The following is a 16,833-nucleotide window of genomic DNA, read 5'->3' on the forward strand; positions in this document are numbered from 1 at the left end:
AATTAATCCTGTCAACATAGCAAAAGAGCCCTGATTGAAACAAACTCTTTTATGAGTTTTACAAGAGTAAACTTTTAAGCATATAATTACATTTCTACTATTTATTTTACCACTTGTACAGATGCTGGTTTCCACCCCTGATTCTCTACCCAATCAATATTAACCTTATATTTTTTATTACTTTGTTTATCTCGTACATTACCGTAGGCTTTATTATTACCATTATTTCCAATAAAATCGAAAATCAATTGGCTCTCTGGAACATCAACAGCATAAGAGATTGCTTTTTTCATCTCACTCCAATCTACTGTTCCTTCTTTAAATTTCATATCAGGTTTTGCTCCTTGCTCTGTACCAATTGGCTTCCATGAAGGATTAGTTTGAGAATCCTTTTCTTGAGATACCGTTTTTTCTTCCTCTTTATTTTCAGTTCCGTTCGTTTTTACCGATTTTTCTAATTTTTGTTTCCCTTCTAACTGTGCTGCTTCTTTATCTTCAGTTTTCTTCTCTTCTATCTTTGCTATTTCTTTATCTTCAGTTTTCTTCTCTTCTATCTTTGCTGTTTCTTTATCTTCAGTTTTCTTCTCTTTTATCTTTGCTGTTTCTTTATCTTCAGTTTTCTTCTCTTCTATCTTTGCTGTTTCTTTATCTTTAGTTTTCTTCTCTTCTATCTTTGTTACTTTCTTTTCTTGAGCAATTGCTTTCTTTGATGTATTAGAAGGGGTAAACAACTGGTATGTCACTATACCAACTGTCACTAATACCAAAGTAAATGCAATATTAAAAATTGCCTTTTGACGACGATTCTGTTGTTTTTCTTGAAATCTGCTTACTTGTCCCATTCTTCAAACCTCCGTTTTTACTTTCTCCTCTACTCTTTATGTATTATCCCTAAAATTCTTAATATTTTTATTAAACAATAGAAATAAACTACACTTTCCATACAGGATTTCATATCATAATATAATTTGTGTTTTTTCAAGTATCTGACATATGTTATTCAAAATAGTTTAATACATTAAAAATTGATAAGCTTCTGCACTTAAGAAACCTTCAATTTTATTCAAAGGTGATTCCAATTACGTCCACATTAGATCTCCTGTAGAAAGCTTTTTAACAATTAAGCCTCTTCTTCCCTTATTTATAATTTTTAAATTAAATTTCCCTCTATAGTATAATAAAGATGTTTCGTTTTCTAATGGGGTATGTCGTAAAATCAAAAGAGATTTTATCTCTTTTACCTTCTTTTCAGAGTAAATTTCACCACTAGGAAATTCTATTATTCCTAATGTAATCTTTAATTCGCTCTCATCAAAAGTCCACTCTTTATTAAGTTCTCTTATCTTTTGTATAAAGCTTCTTTTGGTTTGTCCTATATAGAGCAATGTTACATTCTTAGCAAATACTCTAGAGATTGCAAATATCCCCTTCTTAGAAGCTTCTTCCCTATTATAAAAGTCATTTATACTATACATGCCATACCACTTAATATGTACTGTTTCTATGAATCTCACCTCGTTTTTAGACAATATTATAATTTCTGAATGTTCAAATTATTACGGGTACATATGCTTGATTACTTGAATTATAAATTGTGCTTTTCAATAATACATTTTATTATTACTAATTTCAATAATGAAAAAAAATACAATACTATAGTTTAATTACAAAGCTGTATAAAAAACAAAGTGATGTCGTGCCACATATTTTCTTTTTTTACAATATCAAACTATCGTGAACAAAATTTTAAAAGTTATGGAATAAAAATACAATGTGTATGTACATACATTTCTATTAATTGAAGAAACCTTCTTAATTGAGGTCGTACCCCAATTAAGAAGAAAAAGAGTAGAAATTTTATCTCTCTACGCTGTTAAAATTATTCAACTCCCAAAAAACTGTACATCTTCTAGAGATACTAATTTTCTAGTTTTGATGTTTTTATAGTGCTTGAGAGTGATATTATTCAAGCTTTTTCATTGAGAATGCATAAATACAAACAAAACCAGTAATACATCTTTTCTGTACCGTACTGGTTTTGTTTAAGATCATCTTAAATTATAGCTAGTTCACCGAGATTGCAAATTCCGATTTCGGTGCCCCAGCGAATACGATTGTTCCATTCTTCGGAAGTTCCACCTTGTTATTGCCACTCACAATGGTGAAGTTGACGCAAACTCCCTTCTCATCATACACCGCAAATGAACCATTTGATGGCAGCGTCACGGTCATCCTTTTGTCTGTTGCCGCTTGTGGAATTGTAAACCATTTCGCATGCCCATTTGCATCCAACGTAACTTTGGATGATTGGCCTACATCAATTGGTTTTACATTAGATTCACTTACGTATAACAATCCAGCCATCTCCATATATTCATTGCCGCCTTCTGTATAGAAATGCGTTTCCGTCGTATCACGACCATTCATCACGGGTACTTGGATCTGATGCACCGCGGTGTTCGGACCTGTAATTTTTCTGCCATCCCAATAGCCTGCTGGGCCTTCCTTGCGAGTAATTTGAGTACTAAGATGTTTCGACTGAACAAGATATTGAATAGAACTAAATTTCTCGTTTACACGATAAAACTTGACACCTTCCCTCTTTGCCCATGCAGCAGCGGTTTTCTTCGAAAGCACGTTGTCTTCTAGTTTCTCAGCTAAATAGTGGGTCATCACACTTTGCCCTAAACCTGGATGAGATTTATATGCGCTCTCCTTCAAATAAGTTCTTCCATTCTTCTCGGTTACGAAGTTGAGCTTGGAAGTACCCCCCTCATTAATAAAGCTTCCATCAGCAGTATATACATATTTTTCTTCTGGATTAGATGGTAAGAATAGTTCACCGTTCTTCGTAATTTCAATTTTGAAATGAGTTTCGCTATTACCATAAAATCCAGCTTTCTTTGCTACGCCTTGAGGCATTTTGACTTTGACCGGCTTACCAAAGGATTTGTTCGGCTTGATTTCCTTAATAGTACCTTTTTCTTTAAGCGTAGCGAGCAGCAATTCAGTTGCCATTAGCTGATTTGTAGAGCTCCGTCCACCAGATGTCAATACAGCCGCTGCTATTTTCTGTTCCGGAAGCACGACTAATATAGCATGTTGCAATGCCGTATCGCCGCCCTTAGCCAAAGCTTTGATCCCATACTCACTAAATGGGTATAGTTTTACACTATCCCAGCCAAGACCATAGTTAAAAATATTCTCGCCAGCCCCCGGCCACATTCCTTTTTTATATTCCTCTTGCTCCATTCCCTTAACTACCTTATCAGAGAGGATTCCTTTTCCCTGTCCCATAAATAGTTGTGAGAATCGCACCATATCTTCTGCCGTGGAAGATATACCTCCCGTACCAATAACATTCACCGATTCAATTGGAAGTTGCCCTTGGTACGCCGGGTAATATAGTCCAGCCCGATTTTCATCCCTCCATTTGTCCTGCGGCGTTTTCGTATGATTCATTTTTAAAGGCCCTGTAAAGTTTTGATGTAGAAATTCAGTAAAGCTCATACCACTAACTCTTTCCACCAAAATTTCGGCCAGCGTAAAACCATCGTTACAGTATACCGAGAAAGCACCAGGATCCGCCTTCAAGTTTTGATTTGACAATTGCTGTAACAAAGTATCATGGGCATAGGTATCATTATCGTTAAATAAAAATGCATTACCTAACGTAGAACCTTGCAATCCAGAGGAGTGATTCAATAACATACGCGGTGTAATACGTTTGTATCGACCGTCTTTCATCTTAAAATCAGGAACATAGCGGACAACAGGAGCATCCAAATCGACTTTTCCTTCATCGACCAATTTCATTACAGCCGCTGTTGCATACATTTTACTAACTGAACCAATCCCGTATAAAGTATCTTTGGTTAGCGGCTTTTCCCCTTCCATATCGTTCTTGCCAGCCTGACCCGACAAAATAAGTTTTCCATTATCAATTAGTGCATACTGCACGCTAGCTGCCCCATGGGACTTCGTAAGTAGCTCCGCCTTCTCTGCTGCAATCTTCTTCAGTTCCTGACTAGCTACTTCTTCACCAGTTACAACAGTAGTCTTACTTTCAGAAAATGCTTTCGCTCCTGTTGGTAGAATCATAGTTACCACTAATGCAGTGGCTAACACACCAGTTAGCTTATTTTTCATCACGGATACCTCCTTAAATAATTGATCGTTTTCTTCATTAATTTGTTTAACTATGAAACCATGATAAATTTTACCCGTTTTTACTTTTAGACTACTTGCTAAATTCAGCAAGTAAAATATTTTTAAAAGGATCAGGAATATCAGCTTTAAGGCTGTTCAAATTGACTGCCAATGTATGCTTGCCTCCAAGTGTACCTCCAGCAAAAGTTAAAAAGCCAGGAATGGTTCCTCCATGCCCCCATATCGATTCACCGTTTGAAAGCTTCATTTTGAAAATTCCAAGCCCGGAATTACCAAGCTCATCTACTCCTGTAGGGACTGTTGTAAGCATTTGCTTTAGTTGCTGTTCTTTCAATAACTTGCCCCCAAGTAAATAAGAAAAGAATTTGTTTAAATCATCAGCTGTAGAAATCATATCTCCGGCCGAGCTCCCCATACTTGGGTTATAATAAGTAACATCTTTTGGCTCACTTGCTCCGTCTAATTGGATATATCCACGGGCATGCTTGGTTCCTGGAATGACGCTTGAATTTCCAGGTAAGAATGTATTCGCTAATTCAAGTGGTTCAATAATTCGATTTTCAATCTCTTCCGCATAGCTGTTCCCAGTTACTTTTTCAATAAGAATTCCTAGTAATACATATCCTGTATTTGAATACGACCAGCTCTTTCCTGGAGCAAAATCTGGAGGCATGGATATTCCCATCTTTACTAATCCTTCAGCAGTATAAGATTTTTTTGTATCCATGATATTAAAATCCTTTGACCTTGTGTAATTAGCGATACCACTTGTGTGATTCAATAATTGCCGGATAGTAATCTGTTTATCATCATATCCATTTCCTTGAATGACACCAGGCAACCATTTTTCAATAGAATCGTCTAAATTCAAGCGGTTTTCTCCTGCTAATTGAAGTACAACTGTTGCAGTGAACGTCTTTGTCACGCTGCCAATCCGAAAACGAAAATCTGTTTTCATTGCTTTCTTGTTACTCAGATCAGCTACACCAGCCGCATAACTCCATGTTTTTCCACCCTCAGAAGTTTTAGCAAGTATCCCTGGATATCCTAGTTTCAATGTATCCCGCATTGCCTCTTTGACGGAATTACGGTCTCTTTGGGTACTTGTTTGTAACGAGTTAGATACATTTTGAATGGACGACTCCGCTTTTACACTTGAGGTTGGAGTTGTATAAAACAGGGAACCTCCAGTTATTAAAAGGGCTAAACCTGTACATGTAATTTGGCGATGCTTTTTCATCAAAATATTCCTCTCCCCTATTCATATTGTATAAATGGTTATTTGCTGTTTGGAACTAATCACACAGCTTTCTTCTTACCCCACTGCAAAAGGACGACATTGAATCTGTAATGTCTCTTTTCCTCCAAACAAGTCTTATTAATTGATTTGTTTTTTATAGAAATATATAGTATTTTTCTCCTCTCACTCTTCTTTACATTTTCATCTTACACAATGAAAATCTCTTTTTTCTTACCTCTTCCTTACAAATTCCTTACGTTCAAAATCTCTTTTATAATTGATTATTTTTTATTTTAATAACATTTAGTTGTAGGAATTTGATAGGAATTTGACTTCACATAAAAGTTTATTTATTCCGAAAAATGAATTTAAATACAAATTTACTATTTAATATTCAATATCTCACCTATACATGTCCTAACATAAGTTTCTATCATCTATATGTATTATTTATTACAACAGCTTTCACGCTAAAAATAAGATATTTCAAAAAAGAGAAATATAGGTATCTCAACAAGAGATTACCAATATAAACAATGTGAAAATGTAAGAACCCCTGTATTACTGCTGATTTCCCTCTAACTAATACAGTTTCAAACATTAGACACAAATACTACATGTAATGCTGAATTTATTACCTATTCAAAATTCTGTTTGTTCATTTTTTCTTAAAATACAAAAATATTTAACTTATAAATATACAAGCTATAATAGGGACGTCTAGGGATAACCTATTAGCACCTTAGAAAATATCAACTTTCTAAAATTGAACAAGATGAAAAAATCACTCAAAGAAAGGTGTGTAATCAAAAAGAAAATTCATTAAAAATTCTTTAGTAGCAAAAGACATCGTATTAGCTATGCCTTAGCACTGTCTACAATGTTGACGAGGTTATTGAAGCGATATAAAGGGATGGAAGTCAGATGTCTCACGAATTAAAAGCAATAGTTTTAGGGGAATTCTGGACATACTTACAATTTTTTAATCCTTATTCACTTAAATACACTCATCTACAATCAAAAGATTTTGAAAGCGTTAACAAATATTGGGTTTTAGATTCAATTAGAGAAGAACACACGATTTGAGGAACTTGTAGGAGATTCATTTTCCAGAACGACTTATATTCCTAAGACTTAAGAATAGGATACAAGGAGGATTTATTATATGAATGGGAATACTGCTAAAAAAATAGAATTGCAATCTGAAAATACTGTGATTACAAACGAGAAATATTTGGATCCTAAAAAGTGGCATAAGCAAGATACTACGTGGGCATTGAGCCTTTTTGGGACAGCAATTGGAGCAGGAGTACTCTTTTTACCAATTAATGCAGGTTCAGGTGGTTTATTATCATTATTACTCATTACATTACTTGCCTATCCAGTTATGTATTACTCACATAGAGCGCTTGCTAAAATGATATATGCTTCCAATTCTGCCGATGAGGGAATTACGGGTACAATAAGAGAGTATTTTGGAAATAAGGCGAGTATTATTTTTAACATCGTATACTTCGTCTCAATTTATACAATTGTCTTGATGTATTCAGTTGCACTTACAAATACTGCAAGTAGTTTTATTGTGAATCAATTACATATGAAAGAGCCCTCAAGAGCCATTTTATCGCTTGTCTTAGTACTGGGTCTTATCGCTATACTAAATTTTGGTCAAGATATCACTGTAAAAATTATGAGCTTGCTAGTATACCCTTTCATAGCTTCTCTACTATTTATCGCAATATCTCTAATTCCTCAGTGGAACACATCAATGCTTAGTTTTTCAGATGTCTCTACTGCTTCAACCGGAACAGGTTATTTGGGAACGATATGGATGATACTACCTATCATAGTGTTTTCATTTAACCATTCTCCAATGATTTCGTCTTTTGTGATAAAACAAAGATCTACGTATGGCATAGAAGCAACTGATGCTAAATGTGCTCAAATACAAAAGATTTGTTATATCATGACGTTCGTTGTTGTTATGTTCTTCGTTTGGAGCAGCGCACTGAGTTTGACTCCAGATGATTTAAAAGTGGCAAAAGAGCAGAACTTATCAATCCTATCCTATCTCGCTAATGAACTTAATTCGCCAGTAATTACGATTGCAGCTCCTATTATTGCTTTTATGGCTATAACAAAGTCTTTCCTTGGTCATTATATAGGATCATATGAAGTAATGCGTGACATGATTATCAAATTTGGTAAAACACGTGGAAAAGATATAGAAGAAAAAACAGTTAGGACAGTAATTCTTACTTTTGTCGTATTAACATGCTGGTATGTTGCTTATGCAAATCCAAGTATTCTTGGGCTCATTGACGCTCTAAGCGGTCCATTAGTTGCTGCTATCTTATGTCTATTACCAATGTATGCGATCCGTAAAGTACCGGTATTAGCTAAATATAGAGGTAAAATGAGCAATGTATTTGTTATTATTGTAGGAGTACTTACAATCTTAGCAAGTATTAAATCTTTATTCTAACTTACTAGTTGATTATCGTTATTACAAATCAGAATAACAAATTATGAAAACGAAAAGAAGTTGACGAACGATGTGTACAAACATAAAAAAATCTATATATATTAAAAATTTAATTTATTTTTGTCTATATTAATATCCAACAAATTATTATTAATCACTACATTTTCTTTCATAGTATGTAAACGTATAAAAAGACACTTTCTATAGTGTCTTTTTATACGTTATAAGATGAATACACTAACTACATACTTATAATTGGAGAGCTTTTGTGAATATCTTCTGTGAGTTGGTCCTTTTCTTTCCCCGTTCATTTCTTCTTTTGAAAAGGTACCCCTATATGGACTAAATATCATAAAATGGTAATTTTCTTTTGCTTGCCTATATATTCAATCGCCATCCAGCCATTTTTGGGTATGTTCGATGAAACGTTTTGTCGCTGGTAATGCGTGTTTAATTGAAGTAAGTGACAACCCAAGCGATCGTTTAGGTTTGTCTTCCAATTCCACAACCGTAACATTTTCGCATTGTCCTTGTAATGCGAGTTCAGACATGACACTGATTCCAAGTCCGTTCTCCACCATCGCGACAATCGCATGATCATCACCGGTTTCAAATTGGATATCGAGATGAACCCTAGCAGCTTCTAATACTTTCCTAACATCGTAACCACATGAAGAAGCAGGCATAATAAAAGGCTCTTTCTTGAGCTGATCGTACTGAATTATAGATTGTTTACTTAATGAGTGATTTTTAGGAAGGACACATAGCATTCGATCTTTTCTTAGTGGAATAGATTCTAGATGGCCCGACGAAGGTAGTGACATAAAACCTAAGTCAATCACCCCTTGTTGAATCCACGTTTCAATCATTCCATAATCACCTTCCATTAATTTGATTTCAATTCGAGGATATTCCAAGTGAAATCGATGAATGATTGCAGGCAACCAGTGAATAGAAACGCTTGTAAAGGTTCCGATGCGCAATGTTCCTGCCACTATCCCATTAATCTCTGCAACAGTTTGCTTCAATCGCTCATTATGATTTACTACTTCACGAACATGCGTTAAAACACGCTCACCATTTTCTGTTAATCGAACACCTGTTTTATTCCGGGATAACAGTTGAAAACCATACTCCAATTCAAGACTTCTAATCGCATGGCTGACACCTGACTGAGTCACATTCAGTGCTTCGGCCGCTCTTGATAAGTTCCCCATTTCAACCGTCTTCAGAAAGATTTCTAACTTAGTCAGACTCATCGATTCTCCTACTTTCTCATGTATGAATTTTGTTCAAGTATAACATTACATATATTCGTTTTACTAATACTTGAATCACAATTAAACTAAGTACATAAAAATTTTAAAGGAGAACTAAAAATGAAACCAATAAAGGCTAATCTTATGATCTTACTTGTTACAATGACCTGGGGTACTTCCTACCTTTTTATGAAAATCGGATTGGAAACTGTCCCTTCATTTTCTCTTGTTGCATTACGCTTTGGTATTGCTTTTTTGGTTTGTGCTGCTGTTTTTTTTAAACAATTTCGTTCAATTCATTTTGTCACCTTAAAATACGGCTTTATTCTAGGATTTTTACTTTTCGTTGTATCTGCTTCAGTCATCTTAGGTTTAAAAACGACATCAGCTTCAAATGCTGGTTTTCTAGCCAGTTTGACCGTAATCTTTATCCCTTTATTATCTATCGTTCTGTTTAAGGATCGACTGAGCTACAGACTAATCATTAGTTCCCTTGTTGCAATGACTGGAATTGGTTTACTGACTTTGAATAATCAATTAACACTTAATTCTGGAGATTTACTCTGTATACTCGCTGCTCTCTTTTATGCTTTTCATATTATTGTCACCGGAAGGGCGGCTAAAGTGGCCAATACATTGCAGCTTGGAATTCTTCAGTTGGGATTTGCCGGAGGGTTTGGCGTACTCTCTGCCCTGATTTTCGAAGAGCCGCAACTTCCATCCACTAAAGAAAGTTGGATCGCTGTACTGGTATTAAGTATATTCTGCAGTGCTTTTGCCTACATCATTCAGGCGATGGCACAGAAATACACAACACCGACACATACAGGACTCATTTTTTCATTAGAACCTGTATTTTCTGCACTATTTGCATACCTGTTCATGAACGAAGTATTGTCACTCAAAGGGTATATCGGAGCATTACTTATTCTAAGCGGTGTTATACTTGCTGAGATAAAAGTAAAACGAAAATCTACATTATTGCTCTAAACCTAATCGTTCTTAACATAACAGAATCGGCAATTGCTGTCTCTGGTTTATATATTATTAAGGCTTTATCAACATTGTTTACTAATATTTGGTCAAGAAGTCTTGTAGATCGTTCAAATAAAAAATGTCTCATGATAGCACTAGGTTTATTTTTTATGCGAGCCCCCTCACCATCAATTTAAGAATTAAAAAAGGAGGGGATTATCCCCCCTCCTTTTTACGCTTGCTCCGACTGTCGGAATTATTTAATATAACCACGATTCAATTTAGTTAACTTTTCATTGATGTTAAAAATTCTTACTCTAATATCTTTAACACCAGCTGCTTCAAGTCTGTTCTTGTGCATTTCCGCGTATTTTTCAGCATCTTGTTTCTCTTCAAATACATAAATGCCTCCAGCTTCTTTTGTTTCTTCATTCTCAGTCCATATTTTCCAGTGGAATCCTTCTTCTTCGTTAATACTATTTGCTAAATCCCAAAATCCTTTTTCCATTTCTTCACCAAAAGGACCTTCAAACGGAAAATCAACTTGTAATAAATATGCCATTTTCACTCACTCCTATTTTTAATATAAAATTCTTCCCATTCTTTTACTATGATTCGAATGATAGTAATGTCTAAATTCGTATTGCTATTATTATTCAAGCACTAATTGGAGAATCCCCCTATTTGTAACATAATCACAAAACGATAGTAACTTGAACGCATAAAGTGAAAGTTTAATAGTTTTCAGTTATGTTAAAAAAATATGATACAAACTTACCCCTAAACTAAGGACAAACAAAACAAGCGCAGGTATTGCTTTCTTAAAAGGATCTCTCGCTAATACAATTAGAGTTAATGCGGCTGCAAGCATCGTACCGCCTAATAACAATCCTGCTAATAAAGCTACTGTTGGAATCCAGATTCCTATCAACATTCCAATCGCTCCTACAATCTCAAAAGCTCCAGTTAAGAAATTAAAAAACGAAGGTAAACCAAATCGTTTGAACTCATCTGCCATTTTCCCGGATATAATTTTCGTTCCTGTCATTAAAAAGAACAGAAACAACACTACTTTTACAATATTGATGAAAATTAAAATAGTAATCACACCTTTCTTATTATTTGATAAAAAATCAGTATTGTTCAGGTAGTAGTCACTACCTTTACCCTATTTCCTGAGATTACCCGCATGGAAGTCGCTTCCATTTACATTACCCTTTTCCATATTAAAGGGCTAAAAATTACATGCTATAGCATATATAATACGGAAATTTGACTGGTACTAGGCAAAAAAGTGAACCTGAATCAAATATGATACAAAATAAAGTTATCTTCCCATTCGTCCAAACAAACAGAAATTATATGCTGCAGCATATATAATATCTAAAACAAAGTTTGTTCCTTATGAATAGCATAGCATCAATAAGGAACAAATATTAATAGTGTGTATCATACAATTTGTTTAATAACGATTGTAATACTTTAATTTCTTCCTCGCTCAAATTACTCGTAACAAAATGGTGAGCGTCTTTCACTACAGGCAAGATTGTTTTCTTTAATTCGTCACCTTTTTCAGTTAAAAAAAGGTTATGTGAACGCCTATCTTGGTCATTCAAAGCCTTCTTTACAATCCCTTTTCTCTCCATTGACTGTATCATTCTAACAACAGTAGTTTGATCTTTATCAATAGCTTCCGCCAACTCTTTTTGAGTAGTGCTCCTTTGGCTACAAAGAACACTAATGATCCCCCACTGCTCTGGCGTAACTCCATAAGGCTTTAATTTCTTCGTAAAATAATTGGTCATTTTCACATCAGTACGATGAACAAGATAGCCTATTAAATCATGTAAGTTCATATATCACCTCTATAAATTAAGATATAAAAGGATATAGCATACCAGTCAATCATTCACAATGAATGTATTTGTTTCACCATATATATGCTATGGCACATATATTAAAGTAGATTATTTTAATTGTCAAATGATTTACCTATTATTTTTCGAAAACAAAATCGCACCCTTAGATTATAGCAGGAATAACTAATCTGACGTATTTCTCTGGCGATTTCTCCCCTGTCGTTTTATGATATTCTAATAACATTTGATAAAATATGGTATCTACAAATAGTCAAACACCTTTCAAGATACCTCGTCCAGTTCTTGCTGTTGCAAGAGAAACAGCATATAATCCGTTAACCATCCACATTAGTAACGAAAACATAAAGAAAAGGCATTCCAAATATGAAACACCTTCTTTCGTTTTATAAAACCATCCAACACGCTGAACTTTTCAATTTAATATAATCACTCGTTTAACTAAAGAAATTGATTACGTGCATAACGCTCTTCTCACTTTTCTTGCAAAATTTAGTGGATCATCAACGTCTTCGATATTAACGTAAATCAAATTTGGATCATCACATAACCACTCATTGTGTATAGACGAAACAATTATTCCTTGTTTAATAATTGTCGCCACAAATTCAGTGACTTCTTTTTGTAAGAGTGCTACTCGGCCTAGGCATAATGCCCGTCCAGTTTTATTGTCTCGTGATTCGAATGAAAAGGAAGTTGTTACTCTAAAACGTTTTCCCAAGATTGTTGCTCGTATTTCATCCCTGTTTATTGTTGCCACGCATTTCCCACCGGCGAATCCTTCTTGCCCGCCGATAATTCTTGCAAACTGTTGACAAATTAATTCATCATTAAACGCCATACCTTTAATCATCCCCCCTTTTACTGTTAGGTTATGAATGAATACATAGGTCTGAAACGGTAATGAATCTAATCTATAAAAAAAAATGATGACAATCTACCGAAAGCTATTAGCTCAATTATTCTTGATTATTTAAATTAACTCGGCTATATATGTTAAGACATTTTTAAAGAGCATAAAAAAGACACCTTAAGGTGCCATTCTCCGATTTGAGAATCATATCTATGTATGGAGAAATTTAGAATAGAGAAGCTTCTAACTATAATTTATAGAGCTCTTATGCCATTAATTACTTACATACATATTTCCTTATTTACCGGAAGAAGAATTCCAATTATATTACTTTCTGATTAGTCTCGTTAAAGCCATACCAAGAAATCCAGCGCCCATCCCTATTAGCCATCCATTGTGGGCATCACCTAACATAGACCCCACTCCTCCGCCAAGAAACATGCAGCCAACAAATACTAATCCTCCAATTCCCCAATTCGGCCGTTCCATAATTCAATCACATCCTTTCAATAAAACATATGCGATTAGCTCCCTCAACTTTCTTCCATAGGATAGTTCATTATTTTGCTTAGGTTTAGCGCTTCAAGGAATTCATAAGATGTGAAGCTTGAGCCATTTATATAGATTGTAGAAGTATGAAGATTTTCTACATTTCAAAATAGTAAAGTATAAACATGAAAAAACTCCTAACAAATTTTGTTCGGAGTTTTTTCAAATACGCGATATTTATTTAATCTTCATTATTGAGTTCTATTGTACCTGTTCTAGTACTAACTTTTAAAATATTTAACAGATTATCAGGTGTCTTGATTTCCACTTCATATTCAAATTTTGATTGTGCTAAGTTGTCATCTTCTAATTCGAATTCTTTTTTCACATTAATAATTTCTCCATTTGTATGAGCTAAAGAAATTTCACGAACTTGTTTCTCTGTGTAGTTTTCATTCTTTTTTGCATAATTGTAACCCATGCCATAATATCCACTAACAATAGCAATACCACTTACTAAAATAGCAATTACACTTATAATTATTTTCTTTTTATGTTTTAACATTTTCATCCACTCCTTAATGATTAATCATCTATTCCAAATCTTGCTTCAAGTGCATTTTCTGCTTGCTCTAATTGATCTTCTAGTATATCGTGTTCTTTTTCTTGCGTTTGATATTGTTCAACAGTTATCGTTCCAGCGCGATAATCTGCTTCTAGCTGATTATCAGATAGATCTATCTTGTCATCCAATTGGTCAATTTCTTTTTTTGCTGCTAAGTACGTATTTAAGTTTTCTTCTTTTGCTCCAACTGGTTTTGTTTTATTTGCCTTTTCTACAATAGATGTGACTTCGTTTTTGAAATCTTGTATTTGCTTCTTATCATTTGTAGCAGCTTGTGTTTTGTTTGGTTCTTGTTGTAGTTGAGCGACTTCTTTTTGCAATTTATCATTTTCCACTTTCAGTTGTTGTACTTCTGTATTGTTATCAGCTTGAGTAGAACAAGCTGATAACAATAAACAGGACATTGCTCCAATCAGCATCCATTTTCCCATTCTGTTTTCCTCCCTTTACATGTGCACCTTATCCTTGCCTTTATATTACCGAACAAACATTAAAGGAAGATTAATGTACAAAAAAATAAAGTGAAGGCTTTTACAGGCAGTTAATCCCTACCTAACTCCCTCGCATTCATCGAATTTTGAGGGAGTAGTCTTACTGCCCGTTAATGCGGGATAAAATGATATAATTAACTAGTTTCTAATCTTTCTTTAATGTTTTGGAATTATAGTGATACATATTAATAAGAAAAAAAGGAGAATGTTAATGCGAGTTCTTATCGTCGAAGATGAACAAGACTTACAAAATATATTGGTGAAACGATTAAATGCAGAACATTATAGTGTCGATGCATGTGGGAATGGAGAAGATGCCCTGGATTATATAAACATGGCTACCTACGATTTGATTGTCCTTGACATTATGATTCCCGGAATAGATGGTTTACGCGTATTACAAAGATTACGCGCGGACAATAATGCAACTCCTGTCTTGCTTCTTACAGCTAAAGATACAATTGATGATCGTGTAACAGGACTCGACTTAGGTGCGGATGATTATTTAGTAAAGCCGTTTGCTTTTGATGAACTGTTAGCAAGAATTCGAGTGTTAATGCGAAGAAAAACAGGAAATACATCTAATGTATTTGAAATCGCTGACCTAGTGGTAGATTGCAATATGCATAAAGTAACAAGAGGAGACCAAGTTATCACTCTTTCCAGTAAAGAATTTGCTATTTTAGAATATATGATTCGTAATAAAGAAGTTGTGCTGACACGAGATAAAATTGAGCAACATGTGTGGAATTACGACTATGAAGGCGGATCGAATATTATTGATGTTTACGTCCGCTATCTTCGTAAAAAAATTGATAGCCAGTTTGAAACGAAGTTAATTCATACAGTGCGCGGAACTGGTTACGTATTGCGAGTAGAATCATGAAAAGACTATCAATAAAAATGAGAGTGACCCTGTGGTATACGGGGCTAATTGTAATTATTATGGCACTCGTGTTAGCTTTTATTTTAACTTCTTCAGATAAAGTTTTGCTTTTTAATATGAAAGATCAATTAAAGAGCACAGTAAAAGAAAGCATGGAAGATATCGAATATAAGCATGGGCAGTTAAAGATTGACGATGATTTTGAAACCTTAGAAGATGGAGTAAATCTTAGTATTTATAGTAAACAAGGTGAGCTGTTGGTAGGACATAGTCCAACAAGCTTTAATAAAAAGATATCGCTTAAATCCGATGAAATACAAACCATTAAAGACGGCAATAAAGAATGGATAGTATATGATTTTCTCCATAATGCAGGCGGCGATGAGCAAGTCTGGGTTCGTGGAATAATGACTATGAACCAATTATCCTCAACGATGAATACGCTTATCGTGGTAACAATCATCTCATTCCCATTACTTATTCTTATTGCGGCATTCGGAGGATATTTTATTACGCAAAGGGCGTTTCGACCTGTGCAACAAATGAGTGATTCCGCCAGTAAAATTGGTGATGGTAAAGACCTTTCGAAGAGAATTAATTTACAAGGTTCACCGAAAGACGAAATGTATCATTTAGCACAAACCTTTGACAAAATGTTTGAGCGATTGGAGACATCATTCGAAAGTGAAAAACAATTTACATCTGACGCATCTCATGAATTAAGAACACCAACATCTGTTATTATTTCGCAATGCGAATACGCTTTATCGCAGAGAAATAATCCGAAAGAAATGGAAGAATCGTTAGAAGTAATTTTAAAACAATCACGTAAAATGTCCGCTCTAATCTCACAACTCTTATTATTAGCACGAGCTGACCAAGGAAACCATAATACTTTCCAATTTGAATGTATCAATATGAGTGAATTAACGGAAATCGTTGTAGAAGAGCTTTCATTAATGGTTCAAGAAGCTTCGATTGATATAACAACTAATATAGAGGAAGACCTATTTATTAAAGCAGATCAAACATTGATGATGCGTTTATTAATGAATTTACTAACGAATGCGATTGCTTATAGTAAAGCGAGCGGAACTGTGCATATGCAACTATTCCGTGATGAAACCAACATAATAGGTAAAGTCTCCGATAATGGCATCGGCATCAGCGAGCAACATATTACTAAAATATGGGACCGCTTCTATCGAGTTGACGCAGCACGAACATCTTCAAACATCGGAAACACAGGTTTAGGATTGTCGATGGTAAAATGGATTGTCGAACTACATGGAGGAGAAATTACGGTTGAAAGTAAATTAGGAGAAGGCAGTACTTTTACATTTAAACTACCAATTGAAAAACAAGCATAATTTATGCACGTCTGTCGCTTCAGAATAAAGATTGATTCAAAAGCTCTCTTCAACCCTTATATAAAAGTAATTGACGCATTTTAAACATCATCGATTTTATCGTTTTGGACAAC

16 protein-coding genes and 1 pseudogene are annotated in these 16,833 nt (G+C 34.6%); 5 read left to right on the plus strand and 12 right to left on the minus strand.

Translation table 11 applies throughout. From position 1 onward, the window contains the following. Window positions 1-101: 101 nt before the first annotated feature. The 4 genes from N2V79_RS15290 to N2V79_RS15305 all read right to left on the minus strand — a co-directional run bounded on the left by N2V79_RS15290 (window position 102) and on the right by N2V79_RS15305 (window position 5,410). Window positions 102-842 (minus strand): YrrS family protein, encoded by a 741-nt coding sequence (locus N2V79_RS15290; RefSeq protein ID WP_340720019.1) that lies wholly within the window; start codon window positions 840-842, stop codon window positions 102-104. Window positions 843-1,079: 237 nt separating this feature from the next. Continuing rightward, complete coding sequence (locus tag N2V79_RS15295) at window positions 1,080-1,514, minus strand: hypothetical protein (RefSeq protein ID WP_015055158.1); 435 nt, start codon at window positions 1,512-1,514, stop codon at window positions 1,080-1,082. A gap of 550 nt (window positions 1,515-2,064) precedes the next feature. Then, on the minus strand, window positions 2,065-4,149 hold the full coding sequence (locus N2V79_RS15300; protein ID WP_340720020.1) for a serine hydrolase domain-containing protein: 2,085 nt from the start codon (window positions 4,147-4,149) through the stop codon (window positions 2,065-2,067). Between the two features lie 91 nt (window positions 4,150-4,240). Further along, on the minus strand, window positions 4,241-5,410 hold the full coding sequence (locus N2V79_RS15305; RefSeq protein WP_340720342.1) for a serine hydrolase domain-containing protein: 1,170 nt from the start codon (window positions 5,408-5,410) through the stop codon (window positions 4,241-4,243). A gap of 1,165 nt (window positions 5,411-6,575) precedes the next feature. Here N2V79_RS15305 and N2V79_RS15310 point away from each other — a divergent pair. Beyond that, a complete protein-coding gene (locus N2V79_RS15310) occupies window positions 6,576-7,895 on the plus strand; it encodes an aromatic amino acid transport family protein (protein ID WP_340720021.1) in 1,320 nt (439 codons plus the stop codon). Window positions 7,896-8,281: 386 nt separating this feature from the next. On the opposite strand, the gene N2V79_RS15315 is transcribed toward N2V79_RS15310, so the two are convergent. After that, window positions 8,282-9,154 carry a LysR family transcriptional regulator gene (locus tag N2V79_RS15315; protein WP_265939562.1) on the minus strand — a complete coding sequence of 291 codons (873 nt, stop codon included), beginning with the start codon at window positions 9,152-9,154 and terminating at the stop codon, window positions 8,282-8,284. A 120-nt stretch (window positions 9,155-9,274) separates the two neighbouring features. On the opposite strand from N2V79_RS15315, the gene N2V79_RS15320 reads away from it, so the two are divergent. Both N2V79_RS15320 and N2V79_RS15325 read left to right on the plus strand, forming a co-directional pair. Continuing rightward, entirely contained in the window at window positions 9,275-10,144 is an 870-nt protein-coding gene (locus N2V79_RS15320) for a DMT family transporter (protein ID WP_000802594.1), read from the plus strand. Then, window positions 10,126-10,296, plus strand: a pseudogene (locus N2V79_RS15325) (MFS transporter); the annotation flags it as partial. The gene N2V79_RS15320 and the pseudogene N2V79_RS15325, both read left to right, overlap by 19 nt. An 89-nt stretch (window positions 10,297-10,385) precedes the next feature. Here N2V79_RS15325 and N2V79_RS15330 read toward each other — a convergent pair. The 7 genes from N2V79_RS15330 to N2V79_RS15360 form a co-directional block, all read right to left on the minus strand. Further along, window positions 10,386-10,691, minus strand: a complete 306-nt coding sequence (locus N2V79_RS15330) for a monooxygenase (RefSeq protein WP_000323765.1) — start codon at window positions 10,689-10,691, stop codon at window positions 10,386-10,388. A gap of 186 nt (window positions 10,692-10,877) precedes the next feature. Beyond that, window positions 10,878-11,234: a DoxX family protein gene (locus N2V79_RS15335; protein ID WP_024927972.1), complete on the minus strand. Its 357-nt coding sequence runs from the start codon at window positions 11,232-11,234 to the stop codon at window positions 10,878-10,880. A 331-nt stretch (window positions 11,235-11,565) separates the two neighbouring features. Further along, complete coding sequence (locus N2V79_RS15340; protein ID WP_001048563.1) at window positions 11,566-11,985, minus strand: MarR family winged helix-turn-helix transcriptional regulator; 420 nt, start codon at window positions 11,983-11,985, stop codon at window positions 11,566-11,568. 475 nt (window positions 11,986-12,460) lie between these two features. Beyond that, a complete protein-coding gene (locus tag N2V79_RS15345; RefSeq protein ID WP_000589730.1) occupies window positions 12,461-12,859 on the minus strand; it encodes a DUF1259 domain-containing protein in 399 nt (132 codons plus the stop codon). Window positions 12,860-13,186: 327 nt separating this feature from the next. Further along, on the minus strand, window positions 13,187-13,348 hold the full coding sequence (locus tag N2V79_RS15350; protein ID WP_043315290.1) for a hypothetical protein: 162 nt from the start codon (window positions 13,346-13,348) through the stop codon (window positions 13,187-13,189). A 241-nt stretch (window positions 13,349-13,589) separates the two neighbouring features. Then, window positions 13,590-13,913 (minus strand): PepSY domain-containing protein, encoded by a 324-nt coding sequence (locus N2V79_RS15355; protein WP_340720022.1) that lies wholly within the window; start codon window positions 13,911-13,913, stop codon window positions 13,590-13,592. Between the two features lie 20 nt (window positions 13,914-13,933). Then, window positions 13,934-14,404 carry a hypothetical protein gene (locus tag N2V79_RS15360; protein ID WP_078400320.1) on the minus strand — a complete coding sequence of 157 codons (471 nt, stop codon included), beginning with the start codon at window positions 14,402-14,404 and terminating at the stop codon, window positions 13,934-13,936. A gap of 271 nt (window positions 14,405-14,675) precedes the next feature. Between N2V79_RS15360 and N2V79_RS15365 the strand changes: the two genes are divergently transcribed. Together N2V79_RS15365 and N2V79_RS15370 are read left to right on the plus strand one after the other, a co-directional pair. After that, window positions 14,676-15,350: a response regulator transcription factor gene (locus tag N2V79_RS15365; protein ID WP_001264528.1), complete on the plus strand. Its 675-nt coding sequence runs from the start codon at window positions 14,676-14,678 to the stop codon at window positions 15,348-15,350. Further along, window positions 15,347-16,720 (plus strand): sensor histidine kinase, encoded by a 1,374-nt coding sequence (locus tag N2V79_RS15370; RefSeq protein ID WP_340720023.1) that lies wholly within the window; start codon window positions 15,347-15,349, stop codon window positions 16,718-16,720. Before N2V79_RS15365 ends, N2V79_RS15370 begins: the two co-directional genes overlap by 4 nt. The last annotated feature ends 113 nt before the right edge of the window (window positions 16,721-16,833 follow it).

The organism is Bacillus sp. CH_70 (assembly GCF_038007045.1).
In the GTDB taxonomy this organism is placed as follows: Bacteria; Bacillota; Bacilli; order Bacillales; family Bacillaceae_G; genus Bacillus_A; species Bacillus_A cereus.

Excerpts from the sequence above, each read along its gene's own strand:
- N2V79_RS15290 (WP_340720019.1), bottom strand. The coding sequence starts at position 842 with ATGGGACAAGTAAGCAGATTTCAAGAAAAACAACAGAATCGTCGTCAA.
- N2V79_RS15300 (WP_340720020.1), bottom strand. The coding sequence starts at position 4,149 with ATGAAAAATAAGCTAACTGGTGTGTTAGCCACTGCATTAGTGGTAACT.
- N2V79_RS15305 (WP_340720342.1), bottom strand. The coding sequence starts at position 5,410 with ATGAAAAAGCATCGCCAAATTACATGTACAGGTTTAGCCCTTTTAATA.
- N2V79_RS15310 (WP_340720021.1), top strand. The coding sequence starts at position 6,576 with ATGAATGGGAATACTGCTAAAAAAATAGAATTGCAATCTGAAAATACT.
- N2V79_RS15315 (WP_265939562.1), bottom strand. The coding sequence starts at position 9,154 with ATGAGTCTGACTAAGTTAGAAATCTTTCTGAAGACGGTTGAAATGGGG.
- N2V79_RS15320 (WP_000802594.1), top strand. The coding sequence starts at position 9,275 with ATGAAACCAATAAAGGCTAATCTTATGATCTTACTTGTTACAATGACC.
- N2V79_RS15330 (WP_000323765.1), bottom strand. The coding sequence starts at position 10,691 with ATGGCATATTTATTACAAGTTGATTTTCCGTTTGAAGGTCCTTTTGGT.
- N2V79_RS15340 (WP_001048563.1), bottom strand. The coding sequence starts at position 11,985 with ATGAACTTACATGATTTAATAGGCTATCTTGTTCATCGTACTGATGTG.
- N2V79_RS15345 (WP_000589730.1), bottom strand. The coding sequence starts at position 12,859 with ATGATTAAAGGTATGGCGTTTAATGATGAATTAATTTGTCAACAGTTT.
- N2V79_RS15350 (WP_043315290.1), bottom strand. The coding sequence starts at position 13,348 with ATGGAACGGCCGAATTGGGGAATTGGAGGATTAGTATTTGTTGGCTGC.
- N2V79_RS15355 (WP_340720022.1), bottom strand. The coding sequence starts at position 13,913 with ATGTTAAAACATAAAAAGAAAATAATTATAAGTGTAATTGCTATTTTA.
- N2V79_RS15360 (WP_078400320.1), bottom strand. The coding sequence starts at position 14,404 with ATGGGAAAATGGATGCTGATTGGAGCAATGTCCTGTTTATTGTTATCA.
- N2V79_RS15365 (WP_001264528.1), top strand. The coding sequence starts at position 14,676 with ATGCGAGTTCTTATCGTCGAAGATGAACAAGACTTACAAAATATATTG.
- N2V79_RS15370 (WP_340720023.1), top strand. The coding sequence starts at position 15,347 with ATGAAAAGACTATCAATAAAAATGAGAGTGACCCTGTGGTATACGGGG.